Consider the following 16,880-nt stretch of genomic DNA (forward strand, 5'->3'; position numbering starts at 1 on the left):
GCAAGGCAAGTCGCACGAACTCGCGTCGCTGATCCATTACTGACACCTCGTTCCACGGCATGGACGGCTCCCGAATCGGACCAATCCAGCCAATTTTGACGTGTCAGCTATGTCTCCGAACACCTGTCAGTGATCTGTCCGGGCTAAACACTTCGCGGGTGATGACGAGTGAGTGTGTGGACCCAACTACCTCCGCCCGAAAAGCTTCTCAATATCGCTCAGCTTCAATTCCACGTAGGTCGGCCGGCCGTGGTTGCACTGGCCGGAATTGGGCGTGTCTTCCATCTCGCGCAGAAGCGCGTTCATCTCTTCCGGCTTGAGGCGTCTCCCGGCGCGGACCGAGCCGTGGCAGGCCATGGTGGCGGCGACATGCATCAGGCGGCGCTCCAGCGGCAGTGCCTCGTCCCATTCGGCCATGTGCTCGGCGAGATCGCGCAACAGCGCCGCGGCGTTGGTCTTGCCGAGCAGCGACGGCGTCTCGCGCACCGCCACCGCGCCGGGACCGAAGGATTCGATCGCAAGGCCGAACGAGGCGAGTTCCTCGGCGCGCGCCAGCAGCTTCTCGACGGTGGCCTCATCGAGTTCGACGATCTCGGGGATCAGCAGAATCTGCCGCTGCACGCCGTTCTTCGCCAGCGACGCCTTCAGCTTCTCATAGACGATGCGCTCATGCGCGGCGTGCTGATCCACGACAATCAGCCCGTCGCGAGTTTGCGAGACGATATAGGTCTCGTGGATTTGCGTCCGCGCCGCGCCGAGCGGCCGGTCGAGCAGATCGGCAGAGGGCTGCGCCTCGAAGCGAACGTCGGCGGTTGGGGCGCCGACATCGAACGCGGCTTGCCCGGCTTCGGCGAGCGCCGTTGCCGCCGCGCCTTCGAACGAAGGCCTGACCGGATAGGCCGGCGAACTCCGCCAGTCCCAGTTGGTCGGGCGCGGCGCAAAGGACGGGCGGAATGCCGATAGCGCCGCGCCGTCGGTATTGGCAGCAGTGCGCCGGCCCTCGCGGGCCAGGCCGTCTTTGAGCGCATGCACGATCAGCGCGCGAACGAGCCCGGCGTTGCGGAAGCGTACCTCAGTCTTGGCCGGATGCACGTTGGCATCGACCTCCTGCGGCGCCAGCGTCACGAACAGCGCGACGACCGGATGGCGGTCACGTGGCAAATAGTCGGAATAGGCCGCGCGCACCGCGCCGAGGATAAGCTTGTCGCGGACCGGGCGGCCGTTGACGAACAGATATTGCCCGAGCGCATTGGCGCGGGTCAGCGAGGGAGCGCCGGCAAAGCCCTCGACCATGACGCCTTCGCGCTCGGAGCGCACCTCGATGGCGCAAGAGCGGAAATCATGACCTAAGATGTCGCCGAGCCGCGTGAGCCGGCCCGCAGCACCCGGCAGCGCTGCGGCCCAGATCACCGGCGCGCGTTCCTCGCCGGCCAAGGTGAAAGCGATGTCGGGCCGCGCCATCGCGAGGCGCCGCACCACTTCGCGGATCGCCTCGGCCTCGGTGCGGTCGGTCTTGAGGAATTTCAGCCGGGCGGGTGTTGCATAAAAGAGATCGCTGACCTCGACGCGGGTGCCTTGCGACAGCGCGGCCGGCATGATCTGCGATTTCAGACCGCCTTCGACTGACAACGACCAGGCATGCGGCTCACTCGTATGGCGCGTGGTGATACCGAGCTTCGCCACGGCGCCGATCGAGGGCAAAGCCTCGCCGCGAAAGCCCAGCGTGCGAATGCGTAACAGATCCTCATCGTCGAGCTTGGAGGTGGCGTGACGGTCGACGGCAAGCGCGAGATCGCCATGGGTCATCCCGCTGCCGTCATCGGTGATGCCGATCCGCCGCCTGCCGCCGCCATCGGTGAAAATGTCGACGCGGCTGGCGCCGGCATCGATGGCGTTTTCGACGAGCTCCTTGACCACGCTCGCGGGACGTTCGACCACTTCGCCGGCAGCGATGCGATTGACGACCTGTTCGGGGAGCTGGCGGACGGGCATGAGGTCTCAGATCGATTCGAGGCTGGTGCGTGATTTTAGGCGGCTAGCGCATCAAATGCATGCGTCAAAATATTTTTACGGAACTTTTCTGGAGCTGCCGAAGCGCCGCATATGCGGTCGGTCCGTGGCCAAGGATTCGCAAAATGACCTCGAAATCCCTGCACGATCACCACATCGCGCGGCTTGCATGGCGTACGCACCGTTCGCGGATAACGACTGATCCGGCGATGAACATGTTCGGTTGTGAACGGTGCCTGAAGAAGCCGAACTGTTCGTCGTCGACAAAACCTTGGAGAAATGGATGAAGCTAGTGAAAACCTCGGCGATCGCGGTTGCAATCTCGGCTCTGCTTGCCGGTCCGGTACTGGCGCAAGGCGCCTCATCCGACACGCAAATCCGCGGCGGAGCAAAGGGCACGACCCAGATGCAGGGCGGAGCTTCTGGTAGCGTCGACGAGGACACGCCGGCGGGCGCTGCTGGCCAGAAGACAGGCGCCAAGACGGGTATGAAAGGCACCGTCGGAGCGGGTGGTAGCGCAGCGCCCAAGGCCACGGGCGGGGCGGTGACCCCACCGGCGACTAGCCGCTAAGTGCCTGGAGGAAACCCGCCTCCTCCGTCGGGTTGCTCTCCAACAGAACTCCGGCCGTGCGGCGGCCGGAGTTTTTTTGTGCCTCGACCGGCGACCCGCGAACCGAAAGCTCAGCCCGGCGGCTCTATCTGACGAGAACGCGTGACGTTCTCTCGCGCAATCAAAGGGAGCTGTTATGTTCTATCGCAAGAATTTGCCGGGCTGGGAGCGGGCGGTGCGGACGATCGGGGGCGTTGTGATGGTCGCCGATGGGCTGTTGGGCGTGCCCGGCACGACGGCCGGCTACCTGATCGCGGCCACCGGCGCGGTCGCAATCGCGACCGGATTTTTCGGCTTTTGTCCGATGTGCGCCATGGTCGGCCGCAGGCTTCCCTCATCATGAGCGCATTGGTCCGAGCGGGGCGCTGCAACCCCTCGCTGATCGAGGCCGCCCGCGGCGGCGACACCGAGGCGCTGGTGTCGCTGATCGCAGCCGCTCAGCCGGATATTCGCCGCTATGCCGCACGTAATTGCCGCGCGGCCGATATCGACGACGCGGTTCAGGAAACGCTGTTGCTGCTGTACCGGCGGGTCGGCACGTTGCGCGCGGTGACGTCGTTTTCGGCGTGGCTCTTTGCGGTCGCGCGCCGCGCCTGCCTTCGTCTACTGCGCAGGGCGACGGGGACACCGGCGACGCCGGCCGACGATGCGGGGATACGCCTGGCGCATCTTGCGCCGGAAGACATTCGCATCGACCTTTCGCGCGCCATCCAGTCGCTGCCCAATCATTACCGCGAGGTGATCCTGCTGCGCGATATCGAGGAGTTGTCGATCGACGAGATCGCGGGTGTTCTTGGGCTGACACGCGAAAGCGTCAAGGCGCGCATCCACCGCGCGCGATTGATGATCCGGGAATATCTGATCCGCGATTGAGACGTCGTGATCAGCGGTTCAATCGTCAAAGCGCGCCGTGCGTTTCGCCTTGACGTCGCTGCGCCGCTTCTTGCCTTCGAGCCGCCGCTGCTTTGATCCGAAGGTCGGCTTGGTTGGCCGCCGGGGCGTCGGGCGGATCAAAGCCTCGCGCAACAATTCGAGCAGGCGGTCGATCGCGTCGGCCCGGTTACGCTCCTGGGTGCGGAAGCGCTGGGCGTGGATCACGATCACGCCCTCCTTGGTCATGCGCTGGCCGGCGAGCCGCACCAGCCGCGCGGCCGCATCCTCCGGCAGCGCGATCTTGCGTGTGTCGAAACGGAGCTGCGCTGCGGTCGCGAGCTTGTTGACATTCTGCCCGCCCGGGCCGGAGGCGCGGACGAAGCTGATCTCGATGTCGTTTTCGTCGATCGCGAGATCGCGGGAAACCCGCAGCATGGCGTTCACCGGGGGGCAAGTGAGAATCGGCAGCACCATAGCGGTTTTGAATAGAAGCTGCTCTCGCCGCGCGCTCGGTCGTTCCCTCCCCCGCAAGGGGGGAGGGAGCGCAGGGTGCCGTGTCGTGAGTGCGCAGTTAAACCGTGGAAGCTCAGTTCGCCTTCGGCGGCGCCACCACCGGCTGCGCGGCAGCCTGCGGGGCGCGGCCGACGATCACGGTGAGCAGGCCCTGGCCCCACAGCTTCTGCGCCGCCTTTTTGGCGTCGTCGAGCGTGACGGCGTCGACAAGGGCATTGCGCTTTTCGATGTAATCGATCGGCAGTTTGTCGATTTGGTATTGCAGCAGCGCCTGCGCCAGCTTCGAAGAGGTGTCGAGCGCCAGCATCTGCGAGCCTTTGAGGTACGACTTGGCCTCGTCCAGTTCCTTCTGGGTCGGGCCTTCCTCGGCAATGCGGCGGATTTCCTTTTCAATCGCGTCCACCGTCTCGCCGGCGCGGTCGGCACGGGTGCCGGTATTACCGATGAACAGCGCGGAGCGATCCATCCAGAGCAGGGATTCATAGACGGAATAGGCGAGGCCGCGCTTTTCACGCACCTCCTTGTAGAGCCGCGACGACGATCCGCCGCCGAGAATGTGGTTCACGACATAGGCAGCCATGAAATTCGGATCGTGGCGGCGAATGCCGGGGCCGCCGAACGTCACCACGGTCTGCGGCACGTCGAGCGGCACGAAGGCGCGTTGCGGCGGCTTGGTAGCCTCGACCTCGGCGATCGGCGCGAGGCTGGCCTTGGCCGGCAGTCCGCCGAACGTCTTGTCCAGGAGCTTGCCGAGCGTGTCGGCATCGACATCGCCGACCACGGCGATCCGCAAATTATCCTTCGCAATCACGCGGCGGACGTAATCCTTCATGTCGGCGACATCGATTTTCGACACGCTGTCCAGCGTGCCGTTGGCCTGTCGGCCATAGGGATGATCGCCAAAGGCCAGTTCCAGAAATTTGCGGCTCGCCAGCGAAGTCGGGTTAGTGGTGTCGCGGCGCAGCCCGGAGAGCACCTGCGCGCGAATGCGCTCGACATCGACAGCGTCGAAATGCGGCGAGGTCAGCGCCAGATGGAGCAGGCCGAAAGCCTCGTCCTTGTTGTCCTTGAGCATGCGGAGCGAGCCGCGGAAATAATCCCGGGTCGACGAGAAGCTCAGCTCGATGGCGCGGCGCTCGAGGCGCTCGTGGAAAGTTTTGGAATCGAGATCGCCGGAGCCTTCATCGAGCAGGCTGGCGACCATATTGCCGACGCCGGACTTGGCAGCCGGATCCTGGGCGGCGCCGCCGGCGAAGGCGTATTCCATCGCTATCAGCGGCACGGTGGCGTCCTGCACGAACCAGGCCTCGATGCCGCCAGGCGAGACCAGACGCTGGATCTTGGCTGCGGCATGCGACGGGCTCGCCGCCAGCAACAGCAGTACGGCGCCGGCGATCAGGCCGGATGCGAGGCGCTGCGCGGGAATCGAAAAACGGATCACGAGCGCTTCTCCTCGCGTTTTTGCGCGGTATCCTTGATCAGATAGCCGGTCACCGAGCGTTTCTTGTCGAGCCATTTCTGCGCGGCGTCACGGACCTGCTCGGCGGTGACGGCGCGAATCCGGTCCGGCCAGCTCCTGATATCGTCGATGGAAAGCCCCGTGGTCAGCGCGCCGCCATACCAGCGCGCCAGCGTGGCCTGGTTGTCCTGCGCGTAGATCGCTTCCGCAATCAACTGGGTCTTGACCCGCTCGAGATCCTCGGCGCGGGCCGGGTTTTGGATGACCTCCGCGATCACGCCGTCGATCACCTGCTCGATCTGCGAAAACTCCACGCCGGGTTTTGGCGAAACCGAGATCGAGAACTGCGAGGGATCCAGCGCGGTCCCCTGGTAACCGGCGCCGGCACTGATCGCGAGCTGACGGTCGATTACCAGTGCGCGATAGAGATAGGAGTTGGAGCCGCCGCCCATCAGTTGCGCGAGCACGTCGAGCGCCGGGCTTTCGCCGGCCGCAGCGGTCGCGGAAGAGGGGACGAGATAATAACGCCGCAGGCTGGTCTGCTCGACGCGCGGATCGGACAGCGTCACTGTGCGCGGCGCCGCCGGCACCGGCTCCTGTGGGCGGATTCGTTGCGCGGCAATGGCCGGCTGCGCCGGGATGCCGCCATAGGCTTTTTCCACCATCGGGCGGACTTCCTTGGCATCGACGTCGCCCGCGATCACCAGGATCGCGTTGTTCGGCGCGTAGAAGCGCTTGTAGAACGCCAGCGCATCCTCGCGGTCGAGCTTCTCGATTTCCTGGCGCCAGCCGATTACCGGCCGGCCATAGGGATGGTTGAGATACAGCGCCGCCATGATCTGTTCGGTGAGCCGGGCGTCCGGATTGTTGGCGACGCGCATGTTGAATTCCTCGAGCACGACATCGCGCTCGGGAAGTACGTTCTCATCCTTGAGGATGAGGCCGGTCATGCGGTCGGCCTCGAACTCCATCATTTTCGCCAACTGCTCGCGCGGCACGCGCTGGAAATAGCCGGTGTAGTCGAGCGAAGTGAAGGCGTTCTCGTTGCCGCCGATCCGCAGCACTGTCTGGGAGAATTCACCGGCGGGATGTTTGGCCGTCCCCTTGAACATCAGATGTTCGAGGAAGTGCGCCAGCCCCGATTTGCCCGGCGTCTCGTCGGCGGAGCCGACCTTGTACCAGATCATCTGCGTGACGACGGGCGTGCGGTGATCCGGGATCACGACGACTTGCAGGCCGTTGTCGAGGGTGAAGCTGGCCGGACGTTCCGACGTGACCGTGGTCTGGGCGAATGCGCTGCCGGCGGAGAAAGCAAACGTCGAGATGAGGGCTATCGCGAGAGAAACGGCAAGACGGTGTGAGGACATCATGACCTATCTGGCGCGCTCATTCCGCAAAACTGCTTACCGGTCCTGCGACAGGAATTCGCGCAAATGTTAGAAGTAATCCGACAAATCCGTTCGGGATCAAGATGCGGTATCGTACACCGCGCTCGCGCCGACAATCGTCACGAAGGCGAGAGATGAACTTAACTATTCGCCATACTTGCCGGCGGCTGGATTGTATTCCTTGTTGAGCGATTCCTTCGGTCCGGTGCCATAGGCATAGTTGGACGACGGCGTCTGGTAGCCGGGCGGAGGCTGGGTCAGCGAATCCCGCGTCGGCTCGCCCTTGAACGGGGCCGTCTCGGTCTTGCTGCCGCCGAACAGGCCACTGAAGCCGCCGCTATAGCCGAGCTGCGACGGGCTCAGGATCGGATTGGTGTTGGACGTACCCGGCTGCACCGGATCGTTATCCTTGCGCGCGGGCGCCGCGGTCTTGCCCGCCGCAAGTTCGGCCGGCGTCAGGATGCGAGCCGCTTCACGCGGGTCCTTGTTCTCTTTCTTTCGTGCGGCAATCGCCGCCTTGCGGCGCTGCTCGTCGGGATCCTTGGGCCAGTTCGGCGCCTTCGCATCGGCCGCGGTCGCGGCCGGCGGCGGCAAATCGAGTTTGGGTGGAACCACCAGCGGGGAGCGCTCGCGGTATTCGATGCCGCGATTTTCCATGTTGGTGCCGCCGAGGCCACGCATGATGCCTTCGATGATCTTTTCCTCGAAGGTCTTGTCGTCTTCGTCCTCGTCGTCAGCCGCGCGCACGGGGCCAGTGGCCATCACGAGGCCTATGCCAAGCGCGATGGCGGCGAACCGCAGCGCCCGGGTCAGCGAGCTGGTCTGCATCATCCAAAAGCGGGCTTCGGTCTCGCGCATCGCGCTGTTCCCATTCACATTTCTGCAACACGCGGGGGCCGGGCTTGAGGGGCCTAACGGCTCCAGACCGCAGGGGGTTCGTATCGGCCGGGATCAGGGCGCTTTTGCGGCGGGTACCCCGAAGAAGGAGTCATACAATAGGCCCGCTACCCCGGCAACAATGGCCACATCCGCAAGGTTAAACACGTACCAATTGAAGGTTTTTCCCCCGATCTCGATGTGGAACAGGGCAAAATCGACCACCGCGCCGTGCACGAATCGGTCGATGCCGTTGCCGGCCGCGCCACCGATGATAAGGCCGAGCGCCAGCGTCGCCAGAAGCGTGGTGGAGCGCGCCATCCAGATCCCCAGCACGATCACCGCAATCGCCTTGATCGCCATCAGCGCGAGCTGGGCGAACTGGTTATCGCTCTGGAACCAGCCAAAGCTGATCCCGAGATTCCAGGCCAGGACCAGGTCGAAGAACGGCGTGACCCTGACCGCGCCGCGATGGGCGAGGTCGAACACGTAGAGCAGCCAAAGCTTCGAGGCCTGATCAATCACCAGCGTCGCGACCGCCGCAATGGCGCCGGCGCGAAGGTGAGGGGTCACGAAGCGCTCCTTGCCGGACACTTATCTCGCCTTCTTTTTCTTCTTTTTCGGCCCGGTCGCAGACGACTTTCTTCCCGCCTTCTTTACCTTCTTCTTGGCTGCCTTCGTTGCCGAAGCAGCTTTCTTGGACCTGGCGGCTTTCCCGGCCTTGGCTTCGGTCTTCTTAGCCTTTGTTTTCTTGGTCTTTGCTTTGTTAGCCTTGGCTTTCTCGGCCTTGGTTTTCTTGGCGTTGGTCTGGTTGGCCTTGGCTTTCCTGGCTCTGGCCTTCTTGGGTTCGGGGACCGTCTTGGCTTTCGCCTCGCTCCTGGCTTGCTCAGCCTCCACAGCTTCCAACGTCTTCCTGGCTCCGACCTTCTTGGCCGTCGCGTCCGCCGTCACCTGTCCTGAATCGGCCGGCTCCGGCGCTTCCTCCGCTAGTCGCGGTTGTTCTACCTCGACCAACGCAAGAGGCTTGGCAGCCTGTTCAACTGCATCGGGCGGCTTATAGCCTTCGGCAAGCGCCTTCCATTCCCGCAAGGCCTGCGCGTCGCGCGGGGAGACGTCGGGATACTCGGCGTCTTCGCCGACGGTCGGGAGGATCTTCCATGACCGCGCGCATTTGGTGCCCACGGCCCTTTCGACCACGACAGCGACGCCGGGCACGTCGGCGAGCGTGAACGCGCTGGCCGGCGCATCGTCGTTGGTCACCATCGCGTTCGAGGTGATGCAGACCTCGGCGAGATCGATGTCGAGCAGCGTGTTGAAGATGTTCTTGTCCGACACATAGACCAGCGGCGAGGCTTCCAGTGACGAGCCGATACTCTTGGCCGCGCGTTCAACCTCGAGCGCGCCGGTGACGACACGGCGGACGTCGCGAATGGTTTCCCACTTCGCGGCGAGCGCGTCGTCGCGGAACTGGTCAAAACCTTCCGGGAACAGTGTCAGGTGCACCGAGGCTTCGGCGTCCGGCTTGTACATCCGCCACGCTTCTTCGGTCGTGAAGCTGAGCACCGGCGCCAGCCAGCGCAGGATCGCATCGCAGATGATGTCGATCGCGGTCAGCGCCGCCTTGCGCGCCACCGACGACGGCGGATCGCAATAGAGCGTGTCCTTGCGGATGTCGAAATAGAACGCCGACAATTCGCTGTTCATGAACGCCGCGAGCGTCGCGACCACCGTCTTGTAGTCGAACTCGGCATAGGCCTGGCGCACAATTGTCGCCCGTTTCGCCAGTTCGTGCAGCATCAAGCGTTCCAGCTCGGGCATGTCGCCATGGGCGACCGCGTCGGCCGGGTTGAAATGATGCAGCGTGCCGAGCATCCAGCGGATCGAGTTGCGCAGCTTGCGATAGGTTTCGATGGTGTTCTTCAGGATCTCCGGACCGATGCGCTGGTCGTCAGCATAGTCGGTGGCGCAGACCCACAGCCGCAGGATATCCGCGCCGGAATCCTTCATCACCTTTTGCGGCTCGACGGTGTTGCCGAGAGATTTCGACATCTTGCGGCCGTTCTCATCCAGCGTGAAGCCGTGGGTGAGCACGACGTCGTAGGGCGCGCGGCCACGGGTGCCCGCGCTTTCCAGCAGCGAGGAATGAAACCAGCCGCGATGCTGGTCGCTGCCTTCGAGATACATCACGGCATCCTCGCCGCCATCGACCTTGCGGACGATGTTGCCGAGATTGGGAAAATTCTGGCGGTCCTCCAGCACAAAGGCGTGCGTCGAGCCGGAGTCGAACCAGACGTCGAGGATGTCGTCGATCTTTTTCCAGTCTTCGCCGGCGCGTTCGCCCAAGAAGCGTTCACGTGCGCCGTCCATGTACCAGGCGTCGGCGCCTTCCTCCATGAAGGCTTCGACGATGCGCTGGTTGACGATTTCGTCCTGCAGGATTTCGGCCGAGCCGTCGCCCTTCTCGCGCACGAACACGGCGATCGGCACGCCCCAGGCGCGCTGGCGCGAGATCACCCAGTCGGGGCGGCTCTTTATCATGCCGTAGATGCGATTCTGTCCCGACGGCGGCACCCATTGCGTCTCGTCGATCGCAAGCAAGGCACGTCCGCGCAGCGTGTTGCCGCCATAGCGCTGCAAGGCCGCCAATCTGCCAATGTCGATGCCTGCTTCCGGCATCTCTTTGTCCATGGCGATAAACCATTGCGGCGTGTTGCGGAATATTACCGGCTTTTTGGAGCGCCACGAATGTGGGTACTGGTGCTTCAGTCGACCCCGCGCGAGCAGTCTGTCGGCCTCGATCAAAGCCTTGATGACAGCTTCGTTGGCGTCGCCCTTTTCGCCCTTGTCGTTGATCACGCGTTTGCCGGTGAAGCCAGGCGCCTGCACGGTAAATGCGCCGTTCTCATCAACGGTGTAAGGAATGGCGGTACTGATGCCGCGCGCGTTGAGTTCGCGCGCGTTCGCCATCCAGACATCAAAGTCCTCGCGGCCATGACCGGGAGCGGTATGGACAAAGCCAGTACCAGTATCGTCGGTTACGTGTTCGCCTGCCAGCATTGGCACGTCAAATCCGTAACCTCCCGCTAAGTGTTCCAGCGGATGACGGTAAACGTAAGCAGCTAGAGTTTCTGCAGAAACGTCGGCAACCCTTGAAAATGCTGTCACTCGAGCTTGGTTAAAGACGTCGGAAGCTAGCTTGTCGGCCAGAATCAATAAGTCATTAGTCTTGGCCCAATTGTCGGCAGGTGCGTCCGTGATGCGATAGAGGCCGTAGGCGATCTTGGGAGAAAAGCTGATCGCCCGGTTACCCGGAAGTGTCCACGGTGTCGTTGTCCAAATAACAACTGAAGTGTTAGGCGGCAGGAGCGGATGAAACGTTGGCTGCTTACCAGGATCGGCATCCTCCATTGGTACGTGGCTGACCGGAAACTTCACCCACACCATGTCCGAGGTGTAGTCCTCGTACTCGACCTCGGCTTCGGCGAGCGCGGTCTTCTCGACCACGCTCCACATCACGGGCTTGGAGCCGCGATAGAGCGTGCCGTTGGCGGCGAACTTCATCAATTCGCGCGCGATCTGCGCTTCGGCCGGATAGCTCATGGTGGCGTAGGGGTGGTCCCAATCGCCGATGATGCCGAGTCGCTTGAACTCCTCACGCTGTACGTTGAGCCAATGCGTCGCATAGGCGCGGCACTCCTTGCGGAACGCCACCATCGCGGTGGAGTCGCGGAAGTCCGGCTTCGGCTTGCCCTTGGAACGGTAGTTCTCTTCCTCGATCTTCCATTCGATCGGCAGGCCGTGACAATCCCAGCCCGGCACGTAGTTGGAATCGAAGCCGAGCATCTGCTGGCTCTTGGTGACGACGTCCTTGAGGATCTTATTCAGCGCGTGGCCGATATGGATGTTGCCGTTGGCGTAGGGCGGCCCGTCGTGCAGCACGAATTTAGCGCGGCCCGCCGCGCTCTCGCGCAGCTTTCCGTAGAGGTCGATCTCGTTCCAGTATTTGAGGATCTCCGGCTCGCGCTGCGGCAGGCCGGCGCGCATCGGGAATTCCGTCTGCGGCAGGAACAGGGTTTTCGAATAGTCTGGTACGTCGGACTTTTGCGGCTGTTGGGACATGAATGCTCTGGTTGGCTCGAAGACGGCGCTGAAAAGCGGATATCGCGGGGTGAACAGGGAAATCCCGGTCTTGCGCCGAGCCAAAGCTCAGGCGGAAGCCGGGCCGCTAATGCTGATGGTGCGCCGCGCAAACATGGGCTTTCCATAGCAGCCAACCGCGGAAACGCAAAGGGCGGCGGCATGCAGGACAGGTTTACCCCGGACGCGGCCGGGCAGGGTTGCCGGCCACGATCTGGCCCGCTGCGACATCCCGCGTGACTACGCTGCCGGCGCCGATCACCGCGCCGTCACCGATCGTGACACCGGGCAGGATGATGGCGCCGCCGCCGATCCACACGTCGCTGCCGATCCGCACCGGGCGGCCGAATTCGAGGCCGGTTCGCCGCGTCTCGGGGTCGCGCGGGTGATCGGCGGCGTAGATTTGTGTCGCGGGTCCGATCTGGGTGCGGTCACCGATCGTGACTTCGACCACGTCGAGGATGACGCAGTTGAAGTTGAGAAACACTTCGTCGCCGAGCCGGATATTGTAGCCATAGTCGCAAAAGAATGGTGGACGGATCACCGCACCAGTCCCGACGCGGCCGAAATGGGCCGATAACAGTGCATGCCGCTCGGACACTGGCGCAGCCAGCGCCGCATTGTAGCGTGCGAGCCAGGCCTTGTTGGCGGCGGCATCCGCCTGCAGTTCCGGATCGCCGGGGCGATAGAGCTCGCCGGCCAGCATTTTTTCTTTTTCGGTCTTGCTCAACTGATCACTCCGAGCCTCGGAAACGCATCGGGCGCGGCGGCCAGCCGCGCGCGGGCGCGCGCGCTGTCGTCGTCCATCTGCCGGATCAACGCGTCGATCGAGTCGAATTTAAGTTCGTCCCGGATGAAGCCGATGAAGGCGACATCAAGCACCGTGCCATAGAGGTCGCCCTTGAAGTCGAACAGGAACACTTCCAGCAGCGGTGCGCCGTTGTCGAAAGTCGGGCGGCGGCCGAAGCTTGCGACCGCGTCGAAGCGCTCATGATCCTTTCCTTGCCCGCGGCCGACCCGCACGGCGTAGATGCCATGCTTGAGGCTGCAATTCTTGTCGAGGCGGATGTTGGCGGTAGGGTATCCGAGGTCACGGCCGCGCTTCTCGCCATGGATCACCGCGCCGCTGACGAACCACGGCCCGCCCAGCATGGCGGTGGCTTCGTCGATCTGGCCCTCCGCCAGCGCCATGCGGATCGCGCTGGAGGACACTGGCCGCTCGTCGATATCGACATGGGCCTGGACGTCGACCTCTATGCCGAGCCGCGGCCCCTCGCTGACCAAAAGGCTCGGCGAGCCGGCCCGGCCCTTGCCGAAATGAAAGTCGTAGCCGACGGCAATGCCGCTGACGCCGAGCCGCCCGATCAGGTCATGGTGAATGAAATCTTGCGCCGAGGTTCCGGCGCGGGCCTTGTCGAAGGTCATCACGACCGCGCCGTCTAGCCCCGTTCCGGCCAAGAGCCGCAGCTTGTTGGTCTCGTCGGAGAGGCGGAACTGGGGGCTGTTTGGGCTAAAAAAGCTGCGCGGATGCGGCTCGAAGGTGACCGCAAGGGCCGGCTTGCCGTGGGCGCGACCCATCCGCAAGGCCGCGTCGATCACGGCCCGGTGGCCCAGATGGACGCCGTCGAAATTACCCATGGCGACCACCGCCCCGCGGGGGATGTCGGTGGCAGGGGTGGTGTCTCGGATAACGGTAAAACCAGTTGTCATTTCAGGAATTCGGTCTCGGTGAAGGCGGCCGGACGGTGACGCGGCGCTGGCGTCGAAGTCAAGCCGGGCGGGTCGGGTCAAAACGGATGCAATCCGGTGTCGTCCGGTTAACGGGCTGTTTAACGGCTGATGCTACAGGTGGGGGGAGGACTGCGGGTCGCGCAGGCCTGTCGGTATTTTGTGGCGTAATGCGTTGAGTGGGGGAAAAGATGGCGGTTGATTTGTCCATGCCGGTTCTGGTGGTTGATGACTACAGCACCATGATCCGCATCATCCGAAATCTTTTGAAGCAGCTCGGCTTCGACAACATCGACGATGCCAGCGACGGCTCGGCCGCGCTGAACAAGATGCGCGGCAAGAAGTACGGACTGGTGATCTCGGACTGGAACATGGAGCCGATGACCGGCTACGACCTGCTCAAGGAAGTCCGTGCCGACCCGAACCTCGCCACGACGCCCTTCATCATGATCACAGCGGAATCCAAGACCGAGAACGTGATCGCCGCCAAGAAGGCCGGCGTGAACAACTACATCGTCAAGCCGTTCAACGCGGCGACGCTGAAGACCAAGATCGAAGCGGTCTTTCCGGACATGGCGACGGCGTAAGGTCGTCCTTCACCATTCTGTAGATTTTTCGTCATGCCCGGGCTTGTCCCGGGCATCCACGTTTTTGAGGTCGCAGCATATGCTTTTCCTAACCTCGCCCCGCTCTTGCGGGGAGAGGTCGTCGCGCGTTTGCGCGGCGGGTGAGGGGACTCACCGCGTATTCTCGTCGTTCGAATTGGCGGAGGCTGCCCCTCACCCCAACCCTCTCCCCGCAAGAGCGGGGCGAGGGAGCGACAGAGTGCCGCCTGCTACCAGCGCAGCTCCCGCATCAAGGCGCGGGGCGGGTGACCGAACAGCTCTTTCACCGAGGCCGGGTCGAGCTGGTCGATGCCCTCGAATTCTTCGGAATGGATGCCGCGGGTCACGAACAGGCAGTCGATCCCGAAGCCGAGCGCGCCGGTGAGGTCGGTCCGAACCGAATCTCCTATCGCCAGCACGCGGTCGAGCGAGGTCGGCCGGCCGCGCCGCTCAGCGGCGAGCGCCATGGCGCGCTCGTAGATCGGCCGGTGCGGCTTGCCGTAGAAAACCACTTCGCCGCCGAGTTCGCGATAGAGTTCGGCAATGGCGCCCGCGCAATAGATCAGCCGGTCGCCGCGTTCGACCACGATGTCGGGGTTGGCGCAGACCAGCGGCAGCTTGCGCTCGCGCGCCTGCAGCAGCATCGCGCGATAGTCTTCCGCCGATTCGGTTTCGTCGTCGAACAGACCGGTGCAGATGATGTAGTCGGCCTGCTCCAGCGGTCCCAGCGCGGCATCGAGCCCGCGGTGAATCGAAGAATCACGTTCCGGACCGACCCAGAATATCTTCTTGCCGGGGTGATCGGCGACGAAGTGCCGGGTCAGGTCGCCGGAACTGACGATGGCGTCGTAGGTTTCGTCGGGGACGCCGAGCTTGCGTAATTGCCGCTGCACGGAATCGGCCGGCCGCGGCGCGTTGGTGATCAGGATGACGATGCCACCGCGCTTGCGATAGGTGTGCAGCGCCTCGCAGGCTTCGGGGAAGGACTCGAGCCCGTTATGCACCACGCCCCAGATATCGGAGAGGATGACCTCGACCCCGTCCACGAGGTCGCGTAGCCGCTCAACGAAGCGCAATGAGGTCATGATGTCGGAAGCCTGTTAGCCTGGTCCCGTGGCACGGCGCGCCAACGCGGCATTGCCGGTCGCGCGCATCGGGGGTTCTGCAGCCTGGCTGGCCATGGGGACGGAGTTGCTGGGGCCATTGGGGCTGCCGGATTCCTTGTTCGGTGTCGTCCCGCCGGTAGCAGATGCCCCCTCGGGCCGCAACGGCCGCGGCGGTGCAAACAGAAAACCCTGTCCAAACCGAACGTCGTAGTCGAGCAAGTCCACCACCGCGCGTTCGCCCTCGATCTTCTCGGCGATCAGGTCGATGCCGAAACGGCCGAGCAGGTCGGAAAGATCGGAAGGGTGGATGTCCGAGGTCGAGCTCTGCTTGGGGTCGAGCAACAATGCCGCGGGTACCTTGATAAAACGGACGCCGCGATCGGCGAGGTCGCGCGGCTCGATCCGCAAGTCGGTGACATGGTCGATCGAGAAGCGGTAACCACGCTGCGAGAGCGCGGCGAGATTTTCGATTTCGGTCGGGCGCAGGTGGCGGAACGTCGCCTGCTTGAATTCGAGCACGAAGGAGGGCGCCAGCGCCCGATTGGCCTCGAGGAAGTCGAGGCATTGCGCGAAATTGGCGGCATTGCCGAGCGTCGCCGCCGAGACGTTGCAGAACACGCCGACATCCTTGTTGCGCACCATCAGGCGGCGCAGCACCTGGACACAGCGCAGCATCACCATATGATCGATTTTGCCGATCAGCCCGCCGGCTTCGGCAGTGGCGATAAAATCATCAGCGGCGAGGATCTGATCCCTATCGTCGCGCAGCCGCGTCACCGCCTCGTAGAAGCGCACCTTGCGCTGCGGCAGCGTCACCATCGGCTGCAGGTAGATGTCGAGCCGGTTCTCCTCGACGGCGTTCTTCACCGCGGCAAGCAGTTGCGGCTGGTTGCGCGGGGGGGAAGCGGCTTCCGCGGCAATTGCCGGTTTTGCGGCGGCAGCCGGTAGGGGCCTGGCAATGGCGGGCGCCGCTTGCTCCGCTGCAATCGCCGGCTCATTCTGCGGTTCGGGATCCGGGCGTCCCGCCGGGACGGAGGCCGCGGCCGCCCCCGAAGCCAGCAAATCCTCATGGCCGGCCACCGAGACGGCAAGTTGTTTGACCAGGACACCGAGCTCGTTGATTTCGCCGACCACCGCCTGGATGCGATCGGAGCTTGCGGAGTTCGCCGAAACCACCCGGCTCTCGACGGCGGCGAGCCGGCGGCCGAATTCGGCGACTTGGCGAGCAAGGTCGGCGGTGCCGCGGGAAAGGTCGGCGATCTGGCCGCCGACGTCGGAGCGGTCGCGCAGCCGCATCGACATGGCGTTGTAGAGGATCAGGAAGGTCAGCGCGGTGAGCGCCACGAGCGCGGATTCGGTGCCGCTGAAGCCCGCCACCGCATGCAGGACGAGGCCGAGGGAGGCTGCAACCAGCACCATGCAGATGGCGATGAAAATCGTCGAAATGCGAATCATGTCGCGCGCTACGCCTTCAGGTCCGAACCGTCTTCACCCGGGAAAACACGGAAGTCTCAGGCACGTTCCAGTTTGCGCTCCCCCAAGCGCCACAACCTTAGCATCAATGTTGATTCGCAA

15 protein-coding genes are annotated in these 16,880 nt (G+C 63.7%); 4 read left to right on the top strand and 11 right to left on the bottom strand.

Translation table 11 applies throughout. From position 1 onward, the window contains the following. Positions 1 to 186: 186 nt before the first annotated feature. Positions 187 to 1,992, bottom strand: coding sequence for a DNA mismatch repair endonuclease MutL (mutL, locus tag IVA95_RS18285; protein ID WP_247511746.1), 1,806 nt, complete (start codon positions 1,990 to 1,992; stop codon positions 187 to 189). A gap of 301 nt (positions 1,993 to 2,293) precedes the next feature. Here mutL and IVA95_RS18290 point away from each other — a divergent pair, with 301 nt between their 5' ends. The 3 genes from IVA95_RS18290 to IVA95_RS18300 all read left to right on the top strand — a co-directional run bounded on the left by IVA95_RS18290 (position 2,294) and on the right by IVA95_RS18300 (position 3,493). Further along, positions 2,294 to 2,581, top strand: coding sequence for a hypothetical protein (locus tag IVA95_RS18290; protein WP_247511747.1), 288 nt, complete (start codon positions 2,294 to 2,296; stop codon positions 2,579 to 2,581). 175 nt (positions 2,582 to 2,756) lie between these two features. Further along, entirely contained in the window at positions 2,757 to 2,963 is a 207-nt protein-coding gene (locus IVA95_RS18295) for a DUF2892 domain-containing protein (RefSeq protein ID WP_247511748.1), read from the top strand. Next, positions 2,960 to 3,493: an RNA polymerase sigma factor gene (locus tag IVA95_RS18300; protein WP_247511749.1), complete on the top strand. Its 534-nt coding sequence runs from the start codon at positions 2,960 to 2,962 to the stop codon at positions 3,491 to 3,493. The genes IVA95_RS18295 and IVA95_RS18300 overlap by 4 nt, the downstream gene beginning before the upstream one ends. A gap of 18 nt (positions 3,494 to 3,511) precedes the next feature. On the opposite strand, the gene arfB is transcribed toward IVA95_RS18300, so the two are convergent. The 8 genes from arfB to IVA95_RS18340 form a co-directional block, all read right to left on the bottom strand. Then, positions 3,512 to 3,928, bottom strand: coding sequence for an alternative ribosome rescue aminoacyl-tRNA hydrolase ArfB (arfB, locus tag IVA95_RS18305; protein WP_057842322.1), 417 nt, complete (start codon positions 3,926 to 3,928; stop codon positions 3,512 to 3,514). A 151-nt stretch (positions 3,929 to 4,079) separates the two neighbouring features. Next, entirely contained in the window at positions 4,080 to 5,522 is a 1,443-nt protein-coding gene (locus IVA95_RS18310) for a pitrilysin family protein (RefSeq protein ID WP_247511750.1), read from the bottom strand. Further along, on the bottom strand, positions 5,444 to 6,832 hold the full coding sequence (locus IVA95_RS18315; protein ID WP_213248347.1) for a pitrilysin family protein: 1,389 nt from the start codon (positions 6,830 to 6,832) through the stop codon (positions 5,444 to 5,446). The genes IVA95_RS18310 and IVA95_RS18315 overlap by 79 nt, the downstream gene beginning before the upstream one ends. A 165-nt stretch (positions 6,833 to 6,997) precedes the next feature. Then, a complete protein-coding gene (locus tag IVA95_RS18320; protein WP_247511751.1) occupies positions 6,998 to 7,711 on the bottom strand; it encodes a hypothetical protein in 714 nt (237 codons plus the stop codon). A gap of 93 nt (positions 7,712 to 7,804) precedes the next feature. Then, a complete protein-coding gene (gene lspA / locus IVA95_RS18325) occupies positions 7,805 to 8,302 on the bottom strand; it encodes a signal peptidase II (RefSeq protein WP_247511810.1) in 498 nt (165 codons plus the stop codon). Positions 8,303 to 8,323: 21 nt separating this feature from the next. Further along, positions 8,324 to 11,848, bottom strand: a complete 3,525-nt coding sequence (gene ileS, locus IVA95_RS18330; RefSeq protein WP_247511752.1) for an isoleucine--tRNA ligase — start codon at positions 11,846 to 11,848, stop codon at positions 8,324 to 8,326. Between the two features lie 193 nt (positions 11,849 to 12,041). Further along, positions 12,042 to 12,596, bottom strand: a complete 555-nt coding sequence (locus IVA95_RS18335; protein ID WP_247511753.1) for a sugar O-acetyltransferase — start codon at positions 12,594 to 12,596, stop codon at positions 12,042 to 12,044. Further along, positions 12,593 to 13,576: a bifunctional riboflavin kinase/FAD synthetase gene (locus IVA95_RS18340; protein WP_247511754.1), complete on the bottom strand. Its 984-nt coding sequence runs from the start codon at positions 13,574 to 13,576 to the stop codon at positions 12,593 to 12,595. Before IVA95_RS18340 ends, IVA95_RS18335 begins: the two co-directional genes overlap by 4 nt. A 209-nt stretch (positions 13,577 to 13,785) precedes the next feature. Between IVA95_RS18340 and IVA95_RS18345 the strand changes: the two genes are divergently transcribed. Beyond that, positions 13,786 to 14,181 carry a response regulator gene (locus IVA95_RS18345; protein ID WP_057835874.1) on the top strand — a complete coding sequence of 132 codons (396 nt, stop codon included), beginning with the start codon at positions 13,786 to 13,788 and terminating at the stop codon, positions 14,179 to 14,181. Between the two features lie 248 nt (positions 14,182 to 14,429). Here IVA95_RS18345 and IVA95_RS18350 read toward each other — a convergent pair whose 3' ends face one another. Both IVA95_RS18350 and IVA95_RS18355 read right to left on the bottom strand, forming a co-directional pair. Continuing rightward, positions 14,430 to 15,284 carry a TIGR01459 family HAD-type hydrolase gene (locus IVA95_RS18350; protein ID WP_247511755.1) on the bottom strand — a complete coding sequence of 285 codons (855 nt, stop codon included), beginning with the start codon at positions 15,282 to 15,284 and terminating at the stop codon, positions 14,430 to 14,432. 15 nt (positions 15,285 to 15,299) lie between these two features. Further along, the gene (locus IVA95_RS18355) at positions 15,300 to 16,760 is read right to left on the bottom strand and encodes an EAL domain-containing protein (protein WP_247511756.1); all 1,461 of its coding nucleotides are present in this window, start codon (positions 16,758 to 16,760) and stop codon (positions 15,300 to 15,302) included. Positions 16,761 to 16,880: the final 120 nt, after the last annotated feature.

Source organism: Bradyrhizobium sp. 157, assembly GCF_023073815.1.
GTDB lineage: Bacteria > Pseudomonadota > Alphaproteobacteria > Rhizobiales > Xanthobacteraceae > Bradyrhizobium.